Source organism: Pseudonocardia sp. NPDC049154 (assembly GCF_040648315.1).
Classification (GTDB): Bacteria; Actinomycetota; Actinomycetes; order Mycobacteriales; family Pseudonocardiaceae; genus Pseudonocardia.
The window spans coordinates 47,306-61,728 of sequence record NZ_JBEZDN010000035.1 but is presented as its reverse complement, the minus strand read 5'-3'; the positions used below and the strand labels follow the sequence as shown (position 1 = coordinate 61,728).

Genomic DNA, 14,423 nt, shown 5'->3' with positions numbered 1-14,423 from the left:
GGGTTGCGTCCGTTCCGCGAGTCGGGACGTCCGGCACCGCGAGTCGGGAGCTGCCGGCAAGCAACGCGCGGAGGACCTCGTCGCCGACGGCACGGACGTCGGCGGCGCGGGCGCGGAGGTACTCGCCCGGCAGCGCGGCGAGGGTGCGCTCCGCTGCGTCGACGGCGGAGGCCCAGGCCGCGGGGGCCGCCGTTCCGGCGGCGATCCCGTCGCGCGCGGCGTCGACCAGCGCGGGGTCGTCGAGCATCGTCAGGTGGGCGTCGAAGATCGCGGCCTCCGACGCGGGTGTGACGTCGCGGACGGTGGTGATCGTGCGGCGCGCCTGCTCCAGCGCCCGGTCCAGGCGCTCCCGCTCGAGGGCGGGATCCTCCGCCTTCTCGTCGGGAACCCGCAGGTCCACCGCGCGGTGCAGGCGCGCCGGGCCGATCGCGATGCCGGGCGAGGCGGGCAGCGGACCTCCCCCCGCCGCCGCTCCGGCCGACGGCGTGGTGGAGGCGGTCGACGGCACCGTCGGTACTCCGAGGGCTGCCACTCCCCCGGCCGCGGCGGTGGTGGGCGCGGTGGTGGGCGCGGTGGTGGGCGCGGTGGTGGGCGCGGCGGTCGGCGGTGCCTCGCCGAACCCGGTGGCGGCGAGCGTGAGGAGGGCGTCGACGGCCTCGCGCGCCTCCGGACCCCGGGCGCGCACCTCGATCTCGGCCCCCGCACCCGCGCCGAGCGAGGCCACGCCGGTGAGGCTCGCGGCGGGGACCGGGCCGCGGCCGGTGCGGGGATCGCGCAGCTCCACCTGGGCGTCCAGCCCGCGCAGGGCCTGGACCAGCAGCGCCGCGGGGCGGGCGTGCAGGCCGTGCGGCGGCGTCACCACGAACGTCCCGGTCGCCTCCGCTCCCCCCTCGACGGCGGCGGGCTCGACGGTCGCGTCCGGCGCGGGTTCGACCGGTCCCAGCTGCGCGGCCTTCGCGTCCGCTCCCGAGGCCGCCTCCGCCGCGACGCCGGCCCGGTCCGCTCCGCCCGCGGCCGCGACGGCCGCCGCCACCAGCCCCTCGACCAGCGGGGCCGGGCAGAGCAGCACCCGGTCGCGGGCGGACGGGTCGTCGAGCAGCTCCAGGGCGAGCTCCGCGGACAGCACGGCGCTGCCGAGGTCCATCAGCACCACGACCCCGGCGCCGGTGTCGGCCGCCGTGATCGCCTCGGCGACCGCGGTGGCGTCCGTGCCGAAGGTGGTGGCGTCGAGCCCGGCCGCCACCTCGATCCGGACGGCCTCCCCCGCCGGCCCGTGCAGCATCTCGCGCGCCAGCGCCACGGCCGCCTCGCCGAGGGCACGGCTGTGCGACACGGCGACCAGGCCGACCGCCGGTCCGGTCACGCGCTCACCCCAGGGTCGCGGCCGCGGCGGCGACGAGCAGGGCCACCGACGTCGCCCCGGGGTCCTGGTGCCCCACGCTGCGCTCGCCGAGGTAGCTGGCCCGGCCCTTGCGGGCGAGCATCGGGATGGTGGCGTCGCGCCCCGCGTCGGCGGCCGCCGAGGCGGCCCGCAGCGCGTCGCCGAGGGAGGCGCCGCCGGCGAGGGACTCGTCGAGGGCGTCGAGGGCGGGGGCCAGGGCGTCGTACATCGTCTTGTCCCCGGCCTCGGGGCGCCCGCGCGCCACGACCCCCTCCAGCCCGGCCCGGAACGCCTTGGCGAAGCCCGCCGGGTCGAGCTCGGTGACCTCGCCCGCCGCCGTCCCGAAGCGTAGGAAGAGCGTCCCGTAGAGCGGGCCGCTCGCGCCGCCGACCTTGCTGACCAGCGTCATCCCGACCTTCTTGAACACCCCGCCCGCGGTCGTCTGCGGGTCCGCGTCGAGGGCCTCGACCGCCGCACCCATTCCGCGGGCCATGTTGGCGCCGTGGTCGGCGTCGCCGATGGCCGAGTCGAGCGCGGTCAGCTCGTCGCGGTGGTCGGTCACCTGACGGGCGAACTCGCGGACCCAGGCCAGCAGCTCCTGCTGCGTGGTCATGCGCCCCACCGCAGTCCGGGGGTGTCGACCGGGGCGTCCCAGAGCCCGAGCAGGTCGTCGTCCGCGCGCACCAGCGTGACCGAGCAGCCGGCCATGTCCAGGCTGGTGATGTACGACCCGACCAGCGACCGCGCGATCCGGACCCCGGCCTTCTCGAGCAGGCCCGCGACCTCGCCGTACATGAGGTACAGCTCCAGCAGCGGGCTCGCGCCCATGCCGTTGACGAAGCAGATCACGGGCTCGGCGGTGAAGTCCGCGTCGGCCAGGATCGGCTCGACCAGCATCTCCGCGATGTCCTTCGCGGGCGCGATGGGCACCCGGCGGCGGCCCGGCTCGCCGTGGATGCCGATGCCGATCTCCATCTCGTCGTCCGGCAGGTCGAAGGTCGGGCGGCCCGCGGCGGGCACGGTGCACGAGGTCAGAGCCATGCCCATGCTGCGGCCGCGCTCGTTGACCTTGCGCGCCACCCCGGCGACCTCGGCGAGGCTGCGGCCCTGCTCGGCCGCGGCACCGACGATCTTCTCCAGCAGCACGGTGGTGCCGACGCCACGGCGCCCGGCGGTGTAGAGGCTGTCCTGGACGGCCACGTCGTCGTCGACGACCACGGCCTGGACCTCGACGCCCGTCTTCGCGCTGGTCAGCTCGGCCGCCATGTCGAAGTTCATGACGTCGCCCGTGTAGTTCTTCACGATGTGCAGCACGCCGGCACCGCCGTCGACGCCCTCCGTCGCGGCGACCATCTGGTCCGGCACGGGCGAGGTGAAGACCTCGCCGGCGCACGCGGCGTCGAGCATCCCGCGGCCGACGAACCCGCCGTGCATCGGCTCGTGGCCCGAGCCGCCGCCCGAGACCAGGCCGACCTTCCCCCGGACGGGGGCGTCGCCGCGGAAGACGACCCGGTTCTCGAGGTCGACACGCAGGCCCGGATGCGCCGCGGCCATGCCGCGCAGCGCCTCGACGACGACGTCGGCCGGGTCGTTGATCAGCTTCTTCATGGGGTCCTCCGTCGCACCCGAAGCCCGTTCGGCTATGCCGAAGACCTGTCGGACGCTACTGTGACCTGGCCCACGACACAAGGAGCGAACGGTGATCCAGTCCGTGGACCGGGCCCTGCGGGTGCTGGCGGTGCTGCAGGGCGCCCGGCGGCGGAGCCTCGGCGAGATCGCGTCGGGATGCGGGCTCGCACCGTCGACGGTGCACGGGCTCGTCCGGACGCTGCTCGCGCACGGCATGGTGGTGCAGGAGCGCGACTCGGGCCTCTACCGGCTCGGCCCCGCGACGCTCCGGCTGGGCAACGTCTACCTCGACAACCTCGAGCTCCGCGCCCGCGCCCAGCCGTGGGCGGAGGACCTCGCGCGCCGCACGGGGTGCGCGGTGCGGGTGGCGGTGGCCCTGCAGCGCGACGCGATCGTGGTCGGCCACGAGCCCCGGCCGGACGGCAGCCGGCAGATGACCGAGGTCGGCATCGTGGTGCCGGCGCACGCGTGCGCGGTCGGCAAGGCGCTGCTGGCCTACGGCGCCTGCGAGCCCGCGGACCGGCCGCACCGGATGACGGGCGAGACCGTGACCGAGCCGCGGGAGCTCGAGGCCCAGCTGGCCGCGGTGCGCCGCACCGGCCTCGCCACCGAGGTGGAGGAGGCGGTGCTGGGCGAGTGCGGGCTCGCCGCCCCGGTCGCCGCGGCCGACGGCGTGATCGCGGGCGCCATCGGGCTCGTGGTGCCGGCCGGGGAGTGGCCGCTGCCGCCCGGCGCTCCCGACGCCCTGCGCCGCGCGGCCCGCGCGGTCTCCCGCGAGCTCGGCGCCGCCTCCTGGCCGCCCGTCGCCGAGGGGCGGGACGAGGCGGCCTCCTGATCACCGCCCGCGACCGTGAGCCGACACTTCCGGCGGTCCAGCGGCGATCATGATCGCGGTTTCGGACCCTTCGCGGCCGGGAGCGGCGGGGACCGGTCCCCACCGACGATCACGGCCTGAAGGTGAGCCGGCGCGACGACGCGGTCAGCGGCGGCGGGAGCGGCGGTCCTGGGGCGGCCCGGTGCGGGGGGCGGCGCTGCGCAGCTGCCCCCGGCCCTGGTCGGCGTCGAAGCGGGCGTAGGCGTCGACGATGTCGCTGACCAGCCGGTGCCGCACGACGTCGCTGCTGGTCAGCTCGGGGAAGGCCACGTCGTCCACTCCGAACAGGATGTCTTGGACGACCTGCAGCCCCGACCGGGTGCTCCCCGGTAGGTCGATCTGCGTGACGTCGCCCGTGACCACGATCTTCGAGCCGAAGCCGAGCCGGGTCAGGAACATCTTCATCTGCTCGGGCGTGGTGTTCTGCGCCTCGTCGAGGATGATGAACGCGTCGTTCAGCGTGCGGCCGCGCATGTACGCCAGCGGCGCGATCTCGATCGTCCCGGCGGCGATGAGCTTCGGGATCGACTCGGGGTCGACCATGTCGTGCAGCGCGTCGTACAGCGGGCGCAGGTACGGGTCGATCTTCTCGTAGAGCGTGCCGGGCAGGTAGCCGAGCCGCTCCCCCGCCTCGACGGCCGGGCGGGTGAGGATGATCCGGTTGACCTGCTTGGCCTGCAACGCCTGCACGGCCTTGGCCATCGCCAGGTACGTCTTGCCCGTACCGGCGGGGCCGATGCCGAAGACGATGGTGTGCGCGTCGATCGCGTCGACGTAGCGCTTCTGGTTCAGCGTCTTCGGCCGGATGGTCTTGCCCCGGCGGGACACGATGTCGAGGCTCAGGACCTCCGCGGGCGACTCGCCGCGCACGGCGGCGACCGCGGGGTCGGCCTCGCCGAGCATCTCGACGGTCCGCCGCACGGTGTCCGACCCGACCTGCTGCCCCCGCTCGGCGAGGGTGATGAGCTCGGTGAACACACGCTCGGCGAACGCCACGTCGGCGGGCTCGCCCGAGAGGGTCAGCTCGTTGCCCCGGACGTGCACGTCCGCGGCCAGCAGCTCCTCGGCGGTGCGCAACGACTCGTCTCTCGAGCCGAGCAGCGCGAGCAGCGCGGTGTCCGGGACTGCGATGCGGGACTGGACGGGGTCCGGCTGCGTCACGTGGTCTGGTCGCCTGCTTCCTGCTGCTCTGCTCCGCGGCCCGGGCGGGCCTGTGACTCTTCGATGTTACCGCCGGGCACCGACGGCCCGCCCCGCCATTCGGCCCGTCGGCCCGGGGGTCGCGGAGCAGCACCGGCTAGTGCCCGCGGAACGCCTCCTGCAGCCACCAGGACCCGCCGTCGGAGGCGATCTTCGCGTCGACCAGCAGCGCCCGGCTCCGCGGCCCGGCCAGCCAGTCCTCGACGCCCTTGAGGTCCTCCGGGGTCCGGACCGTCACCGCGTCGAGCCCGTACCCCCGCCCGATCGCCGCGATGTCCGTCCCCGGGAACCGGACCGTGGCGTGGTCGGCCCCGGTGAAGTGGTGCACCTCGGCGCCGTAGGCCCGGTCGTCGTAGACCACGATCACCATCGGGATCCCGAGCCGGGCGACGGTGTCGAGCTCGGCCGCGCCCATGAGCGCCCCGCCGTCGCCGAGCGCGGCGACGGCGAGCCGGTCCGGACGGGCCAGCGCCGCGCCGACCGCCGTGGCCAGGCCGAGCCCGACCGACTGGAAGCTCTGCGTGAAGCAGAACCCGAACTCGTCCGGAACCTGCAGGTAGGCGGCCGGGTAGCCCATGAAGTTGCCGGAGTCGACGGCGACCACGCGCTCGGCCGGGAGCAGGTCGTCGAGCGCGACGGTGAGGGTGCGCGGGTCGATGCCCTCGGGCCCGGTGAGGTCGGTGTACGGGAGGTCCCGCAGGCGCCCGCGGTCGGCGATCGCGGCCCGGACCTCCGGCGTGCGGTAGCCCGCGCGGCGCGCGACGGCACCGAGCAGGTCCGCGGCCGTGGCGGCCACGTCGCCCACCACCCCGAGGTCGACGGGCCGGTGGGCGCCGAGCGCGTCGACGTCCAGGTCGACCTGGGCCACCCGCGCCCCCTCGCCGACCAGCCGCCCGTGCCGGGTGGTCCACATCGTCAGCGCGCACCCCCACGCGACGACGAGGTCGGCGCCGGTGATCAGCTCGGCGGTCAGCGGCGAGGCGAACCCGCCGGAGATCCCGAGCGACCAGGGGTCGTCGTGGAACAGTCCCGAGGCGACGGCCGACGTCGCGAGCAGGGCGCCGGACTCCTCGGCCAGCGCGCGCAGCTCCTCCCGGGCCCCGCGGGCGCCGCGGCCCGCGACGAAGACCGGCCGCTCCGCGCCGTCGAGCAGGGCGGCCAGGGCCGCGATCCCCTCGGCCGACGCCCGCGGCGGGGCGACGGGCGGGAGCGGGGGCAGCGGGGCGGGCTCGGCCGGGGCGGCCTGGACGTCGAGGGGCAGGTTGAGCACCACCGTGCGGCGCTGCTCGACCGCGGTCCGGTACGCGCGCACGGTGTCGGCGAGCGCGGTCTCCGGCGAGTGCACCCGCTCGGCGACCGCCCCGACCGCCGTGACCAGCGCGTCCTGGTCGATCCGGAAGTTGGAGCGCACGGCGGAGCCGGCGGTGTCGGCCGCGAGGACGATCAGCGGGGTCCGGCTCTTCGCGGCCTCCGTGACGCCGGTCAGGCCGTTGGTCAGGCCGCAGCCCTGGTGGACGCTCAGCACCGCCGGCTGTCCCGACGTGCGGGCGAACGCGTCGGCCATGGTCGCCGCGCCGCCCTCGTGCCGGGTCGCGGTGAACGGGACCCCGGCCTCCCGCAGCGCGTTCGTGACGTGGAAGTTCCCGCTCCCGACCACCCCGAACGCGTGCCCGACGCCCAGCTCGGCGAGTGTGCGCCCGAGGAGCTCGGAGACGATCACCTCTCCACCAGGGCCAGCACCCGCGCCGGCGAGCCCGAGCCGCCGACGATCGGCAGCGGCGAGGTCAGCAGCACGGCTCCGGTCGGCGGGAGCGTCGCGAGGTTCTGCAGCTGGGTGAGCCCGTACCTGCCGGCGCCGAGCAGGAACGAGTGGCACGGGAAGGGCGGGTCGAACGAGTGCGCGGCACCGGCGTCCGTCCCGACGGTCTCGGTGCCGAACCCGATGATCGGCGCCTCCTCCGCGAGCCAGGTCGCGCACTCGACCGAGACGCCGGGGGTGTGCGGGCCCTTCTCGTCCGCGTTGAGGAAGGCCTCGGCGTCGGCGGAGCGGGCGTCCCAGCCGGTGCGGTAGAGCAGCCAGCCGCCCTCGGGCAGCGGGCCGTGCTCGGCCTCCCAGGTCTTGACGTGGTCGACCTCGAGCAGGAAGTCCGGGTCGGCGGCGGACTCGGCCGAGAAGTCCAGCACGGCGGCCGGGGCGAGCAGCCGCGCCGCGGGCACCTGGGAGACGTCCTCGCCGTCCCGCCCGGTCACCCAGTGCACCGGGGCGTCGAAGTGGGTGCCGCTGTGCTCGCCGGTGTGGATGTCGTTCCAGTACCAGGCCGGGCCGCGCTCGTCGTAGCGGCTGATCTCCGACAGCGAGAACGGGATCGTGTTCGCGAACGGCGGCGGCAGCTGCAGGATCGGTGTGCCGGAGTGCAACGGGGCGGTGAGGTCGACGACCTCGACGCGCCGGGAGGACAAGGCGGAGAGCAGCTCCTGCAGGACACCCATGGGCCGGAACCTACGGCCTCCCCGAGGCGCGCCGCGACGACCGGGGGGAGGATCGTCGCGGCGCGGCCGCCGAGCCGGCGGCTCCCGCGGCGCCGTGAACGGGCTGCGGGACCGGGTGCTCACCAGGGGGGTGGGTGAGCCGCCACGAGACTAGACCAGTTCGTTGCGGGGTCACGCAGTCGGTGCGGTGTGCGCCACGTGGTCCCGGTCACGCCAGCGTTCGGTCAGCACGCCGATCGCCCCCAGCGCGACCGCCGCGGCGGTCGAGGCGCGCAGCACCTCCGGGCCCAGCCGGACCGGCCGGGCACCGGCGGCGGTGAGGGCGGCGAGCTCCTCGTCCGACACCCCGCCCTCCGGCCCGACGACGAGCAGCACCTCGCCGTCCGCGGGCAGGTCGGCGCCGGAGAGCACGGCCTCGGCGCCCTCGTGCAGCACGAGGGCCGGGCCGCCGCGCGCGACCAGGTCGGCGGTGGTGACGGGCTCGCCCACCTCGGGGATCCACGGCCGGCGGGCCTGCTTGGCGGCCTCGCGGACCGTCGAGCGCCAGCGGGCCAGCGCCTTCTCGCCACGCGGCCCCTGCTCCCAGCGGGCCACGCACCGCGCCGCCCGCCACGGAAGGATCGCGTCGACCCCCGCCTCGGTGGCCAGCTCGACGGCCAGCTCGCCGCGGTCGCCCTTCACCAGCGCCTGCGCGAGCACGACCCGCGGCGCGGGCGCGGGGTGGTGCACCACCTCGTCGAGCCCGAACTCGACCGAGTCCTTGGCGACGGCGACCGCGTGCGCCCGCGCGACGGCACCGTGGCCGTCGCCGAGCTGCACGGCCTCGCCGAGCCGGATCCGCTTGACCGCGGCGGCGTGCCGGCCCTCCGGCCCGTCGAGCACGACGGTCCCGGCCGCCGGCAGCTCCCCGACCAGGAACAGCGGGGCGGTGCTCACGCCGGCTACCGGAAGGAGTCGCGCAGCCGGGCGAACAGCCCGTGCCCGTTTCGGGCACCGACGGCCAGGTCCGGCTGCTCCTCGCCGCGCAGCTTCGCGAGCTGGCGCAGCAGCTCGGTCTGCTCCTTGTCGAGCTTGGTGGGGACGGTGACGTCGATGTGCACGACCAGGTCGCCGTGGCCGTCGACCCGGCCGGTGGAGCGCAGCCGCGGCATGCCCTTCCCGCGCAGCGTGCGGAGCGTGCCGCCCTGCGTGCCCGGCTCGACGTGCAGGTCCTCGGTGGAGCCGTCGAGCATCGGCAGCGGGAGCGTGGCCCCGAGCGCGGCCGCGGTCATCGGCAGCGGCAACCGGACGTGCAGGTCGGCGCCGTCGCGCTGGAAGACCTCGTGCGGGATCTCCTCGACCTCGACGTACAGGTCGCCGGCCGGGCCACCGCCCGCGCCGACCTCGCCCTGGCCCGCCAGCCGCACGCGCATCCCGTCGGCCACGCCGGCCGGGATCCGGACGCCGACGCTGCGCCGCGAGCGCACCCGACCGTCGCCCGCGCACTGCCGGCACGGCTCCGGGATGACCTCGCCGAGGCCCCGGCACGTGGGGCAGGGGCGGGAGGTGACGACCTGGCCGAGGAAGGAGCGCTGGACGCTCTGCACCTCGCCGCGGCCGCCGCAGGTGTCGCAGGTGTGCGGGCGGGTGCCCGGTGCGCAGCCGTCGCCGCCGCACTCCGAGCAGAGCACCGCGGTATCGACCGTCAGCTCGCGCTGCACGCCCGTGGCGCACTCCTCCAGCGTGAGCTGCATGCGGATGAGCGCGTCCGCCCCGGGCTGCACGCGGCTGCGCGGCCCCCGCGAACGACCGCCCGCGGCGCCGCCGAAGAACGCGTCCATGATGTCGCCGAAGCCGAAGGCGCTGAACGGGTCTCCCCCGCCCGCGCCGGCCCCGCCGCGGCCGTTGTCCAGCGGGTCGCCGCCCAGGTCGACGATCCGCCGCTTCTCCGGGTCCGTGAGGACCTCGTAGGCCGTGCTGACCTCGCGGAAGCGCTCCTGCGCCCCCGGTTCCGGGTTGACGTCCGGGTGCAGCTCCCGGGCCAGTTTGCGGTAGGCCCGCTTCAGTTCGGCGGCATCCGCGCCGGGCTCCACGCCCAGGATGCCGTAGTAGTCCCGTGCCACCCTCGAAGTCCCCATGATCCTTCTGTGCTCGACAGCTCAGCTCAGCTCGGTGAGAGTCCCGCGACTCCTAGCGCCCCGCCAGGATCTCACCCACGTACCGGGCGACGGCGTGCACCGCCGCCATCGTGCCCGGGTAGTCCATCCGGGTCGGTCCGACGACGCCCATTCCGCCCACGACGGTGCCCGGCCCGTAGCCGATCGACACGACCGAGGCCGTGTGCAGGTCGGCCGACTCGTTCTCCTCGCCGATGCGCACCGTGACCAGGCCCGGGTCCTGCGCCGCGGCCAGCAGCTTCAGCACCACGACCTGCTCCTCGAGCGCCTCGAGGACCTGTCGCAGCGACCCCGGGAAGTCCGCGGAGTTGCGCGTGAGGTTCGCCGTGCCGCCCAGGACCAGGCGCTCCTCGGGGTGCTCCACCAGCGTCTCGATCAGCACCGTGGACACCGTGAGCACGACGTCGCGCAGCTCGTTCGGCGCCGAGTGCGGCAGCTCGGCGACCCGTGCCGACGCGTCGGCCAGCCGCCGGCCGGCCAGCGCCTGGTTGAGCAGGGCGCGCAGCCGGGAGGCGTTCTCCTCGGTGACGACCTGGCCCAGGTCGACCATGCGCTGGTCCACCCGGCCCGAGTCGGTGATCAGCACCAGCATCAGCCGCGCGGGCGTGAGCTGGACGACCTCGAGGTGCCGCACCGTGGAGCGGGTCAGCGTCGGGTACTGGACGACGGCGACCTGCCGGGTCAGCTGCGCGAGCAGCCGGACGCTGCGGCGGAGCACGTCGTCCAGGTCGAGCGCGCCCTCGAGGAAGGTCTGGACGGCCTTGCGCTCGGCGGCCGACAGCGGCTTGACCTGCGCCAGCCGGTCGACGAACAGCCGGTAGCCCTTGTCCGTCGGGATCCGGCCCGCGCTGGTGTGCGGCTGGGCGATCAGCCCGTCCTCCTCCAGCGCGGCCATGTCGTTGCGGACCGTGGCGCTGGAGACCCCGAGGTTGTGGCGCTCCACGATCGCCTTGGAACCGACGGGTTCCTGGGTCGACACGTAGTCCGCCACGATCGCCTGGAGGACCGCGAAGCGGCGTTCGTCGGCGTTCACCGCACACACCTCCCTGCTGACCCGCACACGTCACCGGACGTTCGTCCAGTCTATGCGGAAGCGACCCCCCGCCGCCCGGACGCGAGGTGTGACCCGGCTCAGGATTCTGCGTCTCCCCTGCTCAACCCTTCCCGTGAGCGCCGACTGCCCCTAGAACGGCAGTCGGCACTCACGACCGGCGCCGACCAGGGGGTTCGCCGTGCTGCTCCGCCGCCCGACGCTCGACGGCATCGCCGCCGGCGAGATCACCTGCGTGTTCCGCCGCTGGGAGCGGCCGCGGGTCAGGCCGGGGACGCGCCTGCGGACCGTGGTCGGCGTGCTCGCGGTCACGGCCGTCGACGAGGTCGCGCCGGACGCGCTGACCGCCGACGACGCCGCAGCCGCCGGCCAGACCCTCGACGACCTGCGGGCGATGCTCGCCCGCGGCTCCGGTACGGTCTGGCAGGTCGCGCTGCACCTCGACGGGCCGGACCCGAGGATCGCGCTGCGGTCGGCGGACGTGACGCCGGCGGACCGCGCCGAGCTCGACGCCCGGCTGGCCCGCTTCGACCGGGACCGTCCGTGGACCGCCGAGACCCTGGCCCTAATCGCGGAGAACCCCGGCGTCCGGGCCCCCGACCTGGCCGCGCGCGTCGGGCGGGAGACGGCGCCGTTCAAGCGGGACGTCCGCAAGCTCAAGGAGCTGGGGCTCACCGAGAGCCTGGAGGTGGGGTACCGGCTCAGTCCCCGCGGCCGGAGCTACCTGGGTCGCTGACGAGATCGCCGACGTACGCGGGTTTCACCCGGGGCTGGCAGTCTGGACGGGGATGACTGCTGCCCGGGTGACGCGACGCTGGGTGCTGGTCGCCGCCGGCACCGCGGCGGTCGTCGGCGCGGCCGCGGTCACGCTGCCGGCCGGCGGTTCGGACGAGCCCGCCGAGGCCCTGCGCGGCCGGGTGCTGGCCGGGACCCCGCCGCACGTCGGGTACGCCGAGAGCACCGGACGGCTCGGGCTGCCCGAGATCCCGGCGCTGGAACGGGTCACGGCGCTGTTCACCGGCGTCACGCAGCTGCGGGCGTATGTGGCGGGCCCAGATCTCTGGCGGGTCGACGAGCTGACCCCGGCCGGCGAGCGGGACACCTACCGCCGGGACGGTCGGGAGTTCCTCTGGGACTTCGGCGCGAACCAGCTCACCACGGTCACCGGCGAGACCCCGGTCCGGCTCCCCCGCGCCGCCGACCTCGTCCCGTCCGAGCTGGCCCGCCGGCTCGTCGGGCTCACCCGGGCCGACCCCGTCACCTCGCTGGAGCCGCGCCGGGTCGCGGGATGGTCCGCGGCCGGGTTCCGGATCACGCCCGCCGACCCGGACACCACCGTCGGGCGGATCGACGTCTGGTGCGACCCCGCGTCGGGCCTCCCGCTGCGCGTCGAGGTGGCCGCGCGGTCGGACGACCGTCCCCTGCTGTTCACCGAGTTCCTGGAGGTCGCGCTGACCACCCCCGACGACCGCACCCTCACCCCGGCCGTGCCGCCCGGCGCCGGGTCGGTCACCGCCGAGGCCGCCGACCTCGCCGGGGCCCTCCGCCAGCTCGACGCCGCCGAGCCGCCCGCGCGCCTGGCCGGCCGCGAGCGGGTCCCGCTCGGGTCGGGGCTGCCCGGCGTCGGGGTCTACGGCGCGGGCGTCGCCGGGTTCGTGCTGGTCCCGGCCTCGCGCGGGATCGCCGACCGGGTGATCGACGGCGCCGCGTCGGCCGGCGGGGTCACCGTCGAGGTCCCGGTCGGGCGGGCGGCGCGGCTGAGCACGCCGCTGCTATCGGTCGTCGCGCGCGGCGGGATCCGGCGCGGCGGGGTGCTGCTCGCCGGGACCGTCGCGCCCCAGGTGCTGGAGCAGGCCGTGCGCGAGCTGCCGGGGCGACGCGCGTGATCGTCGCGACGAGCGGGCTCACCAAGCGGTTCGGCCGGGTCACCGCGGTCGACGGGGTGTCCCTGCAGGTCCCGGCCGGCGTCCGGTTCGGGCTGCTGGGCCCCAACGGCTCCGGCAAGACCACGCTGGTCCGGATGCTGCTCGGGCTGGTCCACGCGACGTCGGGCTCGATCGAGGTGCTGGGCGAGCCGATGCCGCGCCGGGCCCGTGCCGTGCTGCCGCGGGTCGGCGCGCTCGTGGAGGGCCCGGCCGCGTGGGACCACCTGTCCGGGCGGGCCAACCTCCGGCTGCTCGACGCCGCGGGGCCGGGCCGGGCGCGCCACCGCCGGCGCCGGGTCGACGCGGTACTGGAGCAGGTCGGGCTGGGCGGCGTCGACCGGCGCCCGGTCAAGGCCTACTCGCTCGGCATGCGCCAGCGCCTGGGCATCGCCGCCGCCCTGCTCCGCGAACCCGAGCTGCTGCTGCTCGACGAACCGACCAACGGCCTCGACCCGCGCGGCATCCAGGAGATGCGCGCGCTCCTGACCTCGCTGAACGAGGCCGGGACCACGGTCGTGCTCTCCTCGCACCTGCTGACCGAGGTCGAGGCGCTGTGCACGCACGTCGGCGTGATGGACAGGGGCCGGCTGGCGCTCTCGTCCGAGCTGGCCGCCCTGCGCACGAGAACCGGCCGGGTGACCGTCCGCACCCCCGAGCCCGACGCCGTCGTCGGGCTGCTCGACGGACAGGTCGTCGACCGGCGCGGGGACACGCTCACGGTGCGCGGGGTGGAGCCGGCCGCGCTCAACGCCCGGCTGGTCTCCGGCGGGGTGCGGGTGACCGGGTTGGCCGAGGAGCGGCGGACGCTGGAGCAGGTGGTGCTGGAGCTGACCGGGACGGGGAACGACCGGGTGGACCGGGTGCGGTCGGGGGGACCGCGGTGATCGGGGTCGAGCTGCGGCTGATGCTCCGCCGGCGCCGCGTGTGGCTGTGCTGGGTGCTGCTGTGCGCGCTGCCGACACTCGTCGCGATCCTGCTCGCAACCACCCGGCTCGCCCCGCCCCCCGGCCGCGGCGGCGCGTTCCTGTCGGCCGTGGTGAGCAACGGCCAGATCTTCCCGGCGGCGGCGCTCGCCCTCGTCATCCCGATCTTCCTGCCGATCACGGTGGCGATCGTCGCCGGCGACACCGTGGCGGGCGAGGCGTCGGCCGGAACGCTGCGGTACCTGCTCGTGCGGCCGGTCGGCCGGGTGCGGCTGCTGCTGGCGAAGCTGATCTCCGTGGCCGCGTTCGTGCTGCTCGCGGTGCTGTTCGTGACCCTGGTGTCGTACGTCGTCGGGGTCGCGGCCTTCGGCTTCGGGCCCGACGCCTCGGTCGGCGGCGCGGGCGCGATCCCGTCGCTCTCGGGGGTGGAGCTGACCCCGCTCGACGTGGTGGGCCGGACCGCCGCGACCGTCGGCTACCTGGCCTTGTGCATGCTCGCGCTCGGGGCGGTCGGGCTGTTCTTCTCGACGCTCACGGACTCGCCGCTCGCCGCCACCCTGGGCGTCCTGGCCTTCGTCGTGGCGAGCGCGGCGCTGCAGCCGCTCGACGCCGCCGCGGCGATCGAGCCCTACCTGCCGACCTCGCACTGGCTGGCGTGGATCGACCTCTACCGCGACCCGATCCTCTGGACCAACCTGCGGGAGGGGGTGCTGGTCCAGCTCGGGTACGTCGTCATCGCCTTCGGTGCGGCCTGGGCGAACTTCAGCACCAAGGACGTGACGACCTGAGGGCCC

General features: G+C 75.8%; 14 protein-coding genes. 5 read left to right on the top strand and 9 right to left on the bottom strand.

Annotation, left to right across the window (positions count from 1 at the left end):
* The 3 genes from dhaM to dhaK form a co-directional block, all read right to left on the bottom strand.
* Window positions 1-1,363, bottom strand: a 1,363-nt coding sequence (gene dhaM, locus AB0B41_RS18805; protein WP_358204779.1) for a dihydroxyacetone kinase phosphoryl donor subunit DhaM, incomplete at its 3' end; no start/stop codon positions are given.
* 4 nt (window positions 1,364-1,367) lie between these two features.
* Window positions 1,368-1,994 (bottom strand): dihydroxyacetone kinase subunit DhaL, encoded by a 627-nt coding sequence (dhaL, locus tag AB0B41_RS18800; protein ID WP_358204776.1) that lies wholly within the window; start codon window positions 1,992-1,994, stop codon window positions 1,368-1,370.
* Window positions 1,991-2,989: a dihydroxyacetone kinase subunit DhaK gene (gene dhaK, locus AB0B41_RS18795; protein WP_358204775.1), complete on the bottom strand. Its 999-nt coding sequence runs from the start codon at window positions 2,987-2,989 to the stop codon at window positions 1,991-1,993. The genes dhaL and dhaK overlap by 4 nt, the downstream gene beginning before the upstream one ends.
* Window positions 2,990-3,080: 91 nt before the next feature.
* Here dhaK and AB0B41_RS18790 point away from each other — a divergent pair, with 91 nt between their 5' ends.
* Window positions 3,081-3,845 (top strand): IclR family transcriptional regulator, encoded by a 765-nt coding sequence (locus AB0B41_RS18790; protein WP_358204772.1) that lies wholly within the window; start codon window positions 3,081-3,083, stop codon window positions 3,843-3,845.
* Between the two features lie 144 nt (window positions 3,846-3,989).
* Here AB0B41_RS18790 and AB0B41_RS18785 read toward each other — a convergent pair whose 3' ends face one another.
* From AB0B41_RS18785 to hrcA, 6 genes are all read right to left on the bottom strand, one after another.
* The gene (locus AB0B41_RS18785) at window positions 3,990-5,045 is read right to left on the bottom strand and encodes a PhoH family protein (protein WP_358204770.1); all 1,056 of its coding nucleotides are present in this window, start codon (window positions 5,043-5,045) and stop codon (window positions 3,990-3,992) included.
* 136 nt (window positions 5,046-5,181) lie between these two features.
* Entirely contained in the window at window positions 5,182-6,804 is a 1,623-nt protein-coding gene (locus tag AB0B41_RS18780; protein WP_358204768.1) for a thiamine pyrophosphate-binding protein, read from the bottom strand.
* Entirely contained in the window at window positions 6,801-7,574 is a 774-nt protein-coding gene (locus AB0B41_RS18775; protein ID WP_358204766.1) for a cyclase family protein, read from the bottom strand. Before AB0B41_RS18775 ends, AB0B41_RS18780 begins: the two co-directional genes overlap by 4 nt.
* Window positions 7,575-7,745: 171 nt before the next feature.
* Window positions 7,746-8,510, bottom strand: coding sequence for a 16S rRNA (uracil(1498)-N(3))-methyltransferase (locus AB0B41_RS18770; protein ID WP_358204764.1), 765 nt, complete (start codon window positions 8,508-8,510; stop codon window positions 7,746-7,748).
* Between the two features lie 5 nt (window positions 8,511-8,515).
* On the bottom strand, window positions 8,516-9,676 hold the full coding sequence (dnaJ, locus tag AB0B41_RS18765; protein WP_358204781.1) for a molecular chaperone DnaJ: 1,161 nt from the start codon (window positions 9,674-9,676) through the stop codon (window positions 8,516-8,518).
* Window positions 9,677-9,743: 67 nt separating this feature from the next.
* Window positions 9,744-10,763: a heat-inducible transcriptional repressor HrcA gene (gene hrcA, locus AB0B41_RS18760; RefSeq protein WP_358204761.1), complete on the bottom strand. Its 1,020-nt coding sequence runs from the start codon at window positions 10,761-10,763 to the stop codon at window positions 9,744-9,746.
* A gap of 199 nt (window positions 10,764-10,962) precedes the next feature.
* Here hrcA and AB0B41_RS18755 point away from each other — a divergent pair, with 199 nt between their 5' ends.
* From AB0B41_RS18755 to AB0B41_RS18740, 4 genes are read left to right on the top strand one after another with little or no spacing between them, the layout of a single operon-like run.
* Window positions 10,963-11,517 (top strand): hypothetical protein, encoded by a 555-nt coding sequence (locus AB0B41_RS18755; protein WP_358204759.1) that lies wholly within the window; start codon window positions 10,963-10,965, stop codon window positions 11,515-11,517.
* A 52-nt stretch (window positions 11,518-11,569) separates the two neighbouring features.
* A complete protein-coding gene (locus tag AB0B41_RS18750) occupies window positions 11,570-12,667 on the top strand; it encodes a hypothetical protein (protein WP_358204758.1) in 1,098 nt (365 codons plus the stop codon).
* Complete coding sequence (locus AB0B41_RS18745) at window positions 12,664-13,590, top strand: ABC transporter ATP-binding protein (RefSeq protein WP_358204756.1); 927 nt, start codon at window positions 12,664-12,666, stop codon at window positions 13,588-13,590. The genes AB0B41_RS18750 and AB0B41_RS18745 overlap by 4 nt, the downstream gene beginning before the upstream one ends.
* Window positions 13,587-14,417 (top strand): ABC transporter permease, encoded by an 831-nt coding sequence (locus AB0B41_RS18740; RefSeq protein WP_358204754.1) that lies wholly within the window; start codon window positions 13,587-13,589, stop codon window positions 14,415-14,417. The genes AB0B41_RS18745 and AB0B41_RS18740 overlap by 4 nt, the downstream gene beginning before the upstream one ends.
* The last annotated feature ends 6 nt before the right edge of the window (window positions 14,418-14,423 follow it).

What these genes read in the sequence shown, in the direction of transcription:
- dhaL (WP_358204776.1), bottom strand. Translation starts at nt 1,994, where the DNA reads ATGACCACGCAGCAGGAGCTGCTGGCCTGGGTCCGCGAGTTCGCCCGT.
- dhaK (WP_358204775.1), bottom strand. Translation starts at nt 2,989, where the DNA reads ATGAAGAAGCTGATCAACGACCCGGCCGACGTCGTCGTCGAGGCGCTG.
- AB0B41_RS18775 (WP_358204766.1), bottom strand. Translation starts at nt 7,574, where the DNA reads ATGGGTGTCCTGCAGGAGCTGCTCTCCGCCTTGTCCTCCCGGCGCGTC.
- AB0B41_RS18750 (WP_358204758.1), top strand. Translation starts at nt 11,570, where the DNA reads ATGACTGCTGCCCGGGTGACGCGACGCTGGGTGCTGGTCGCCGCCGGC.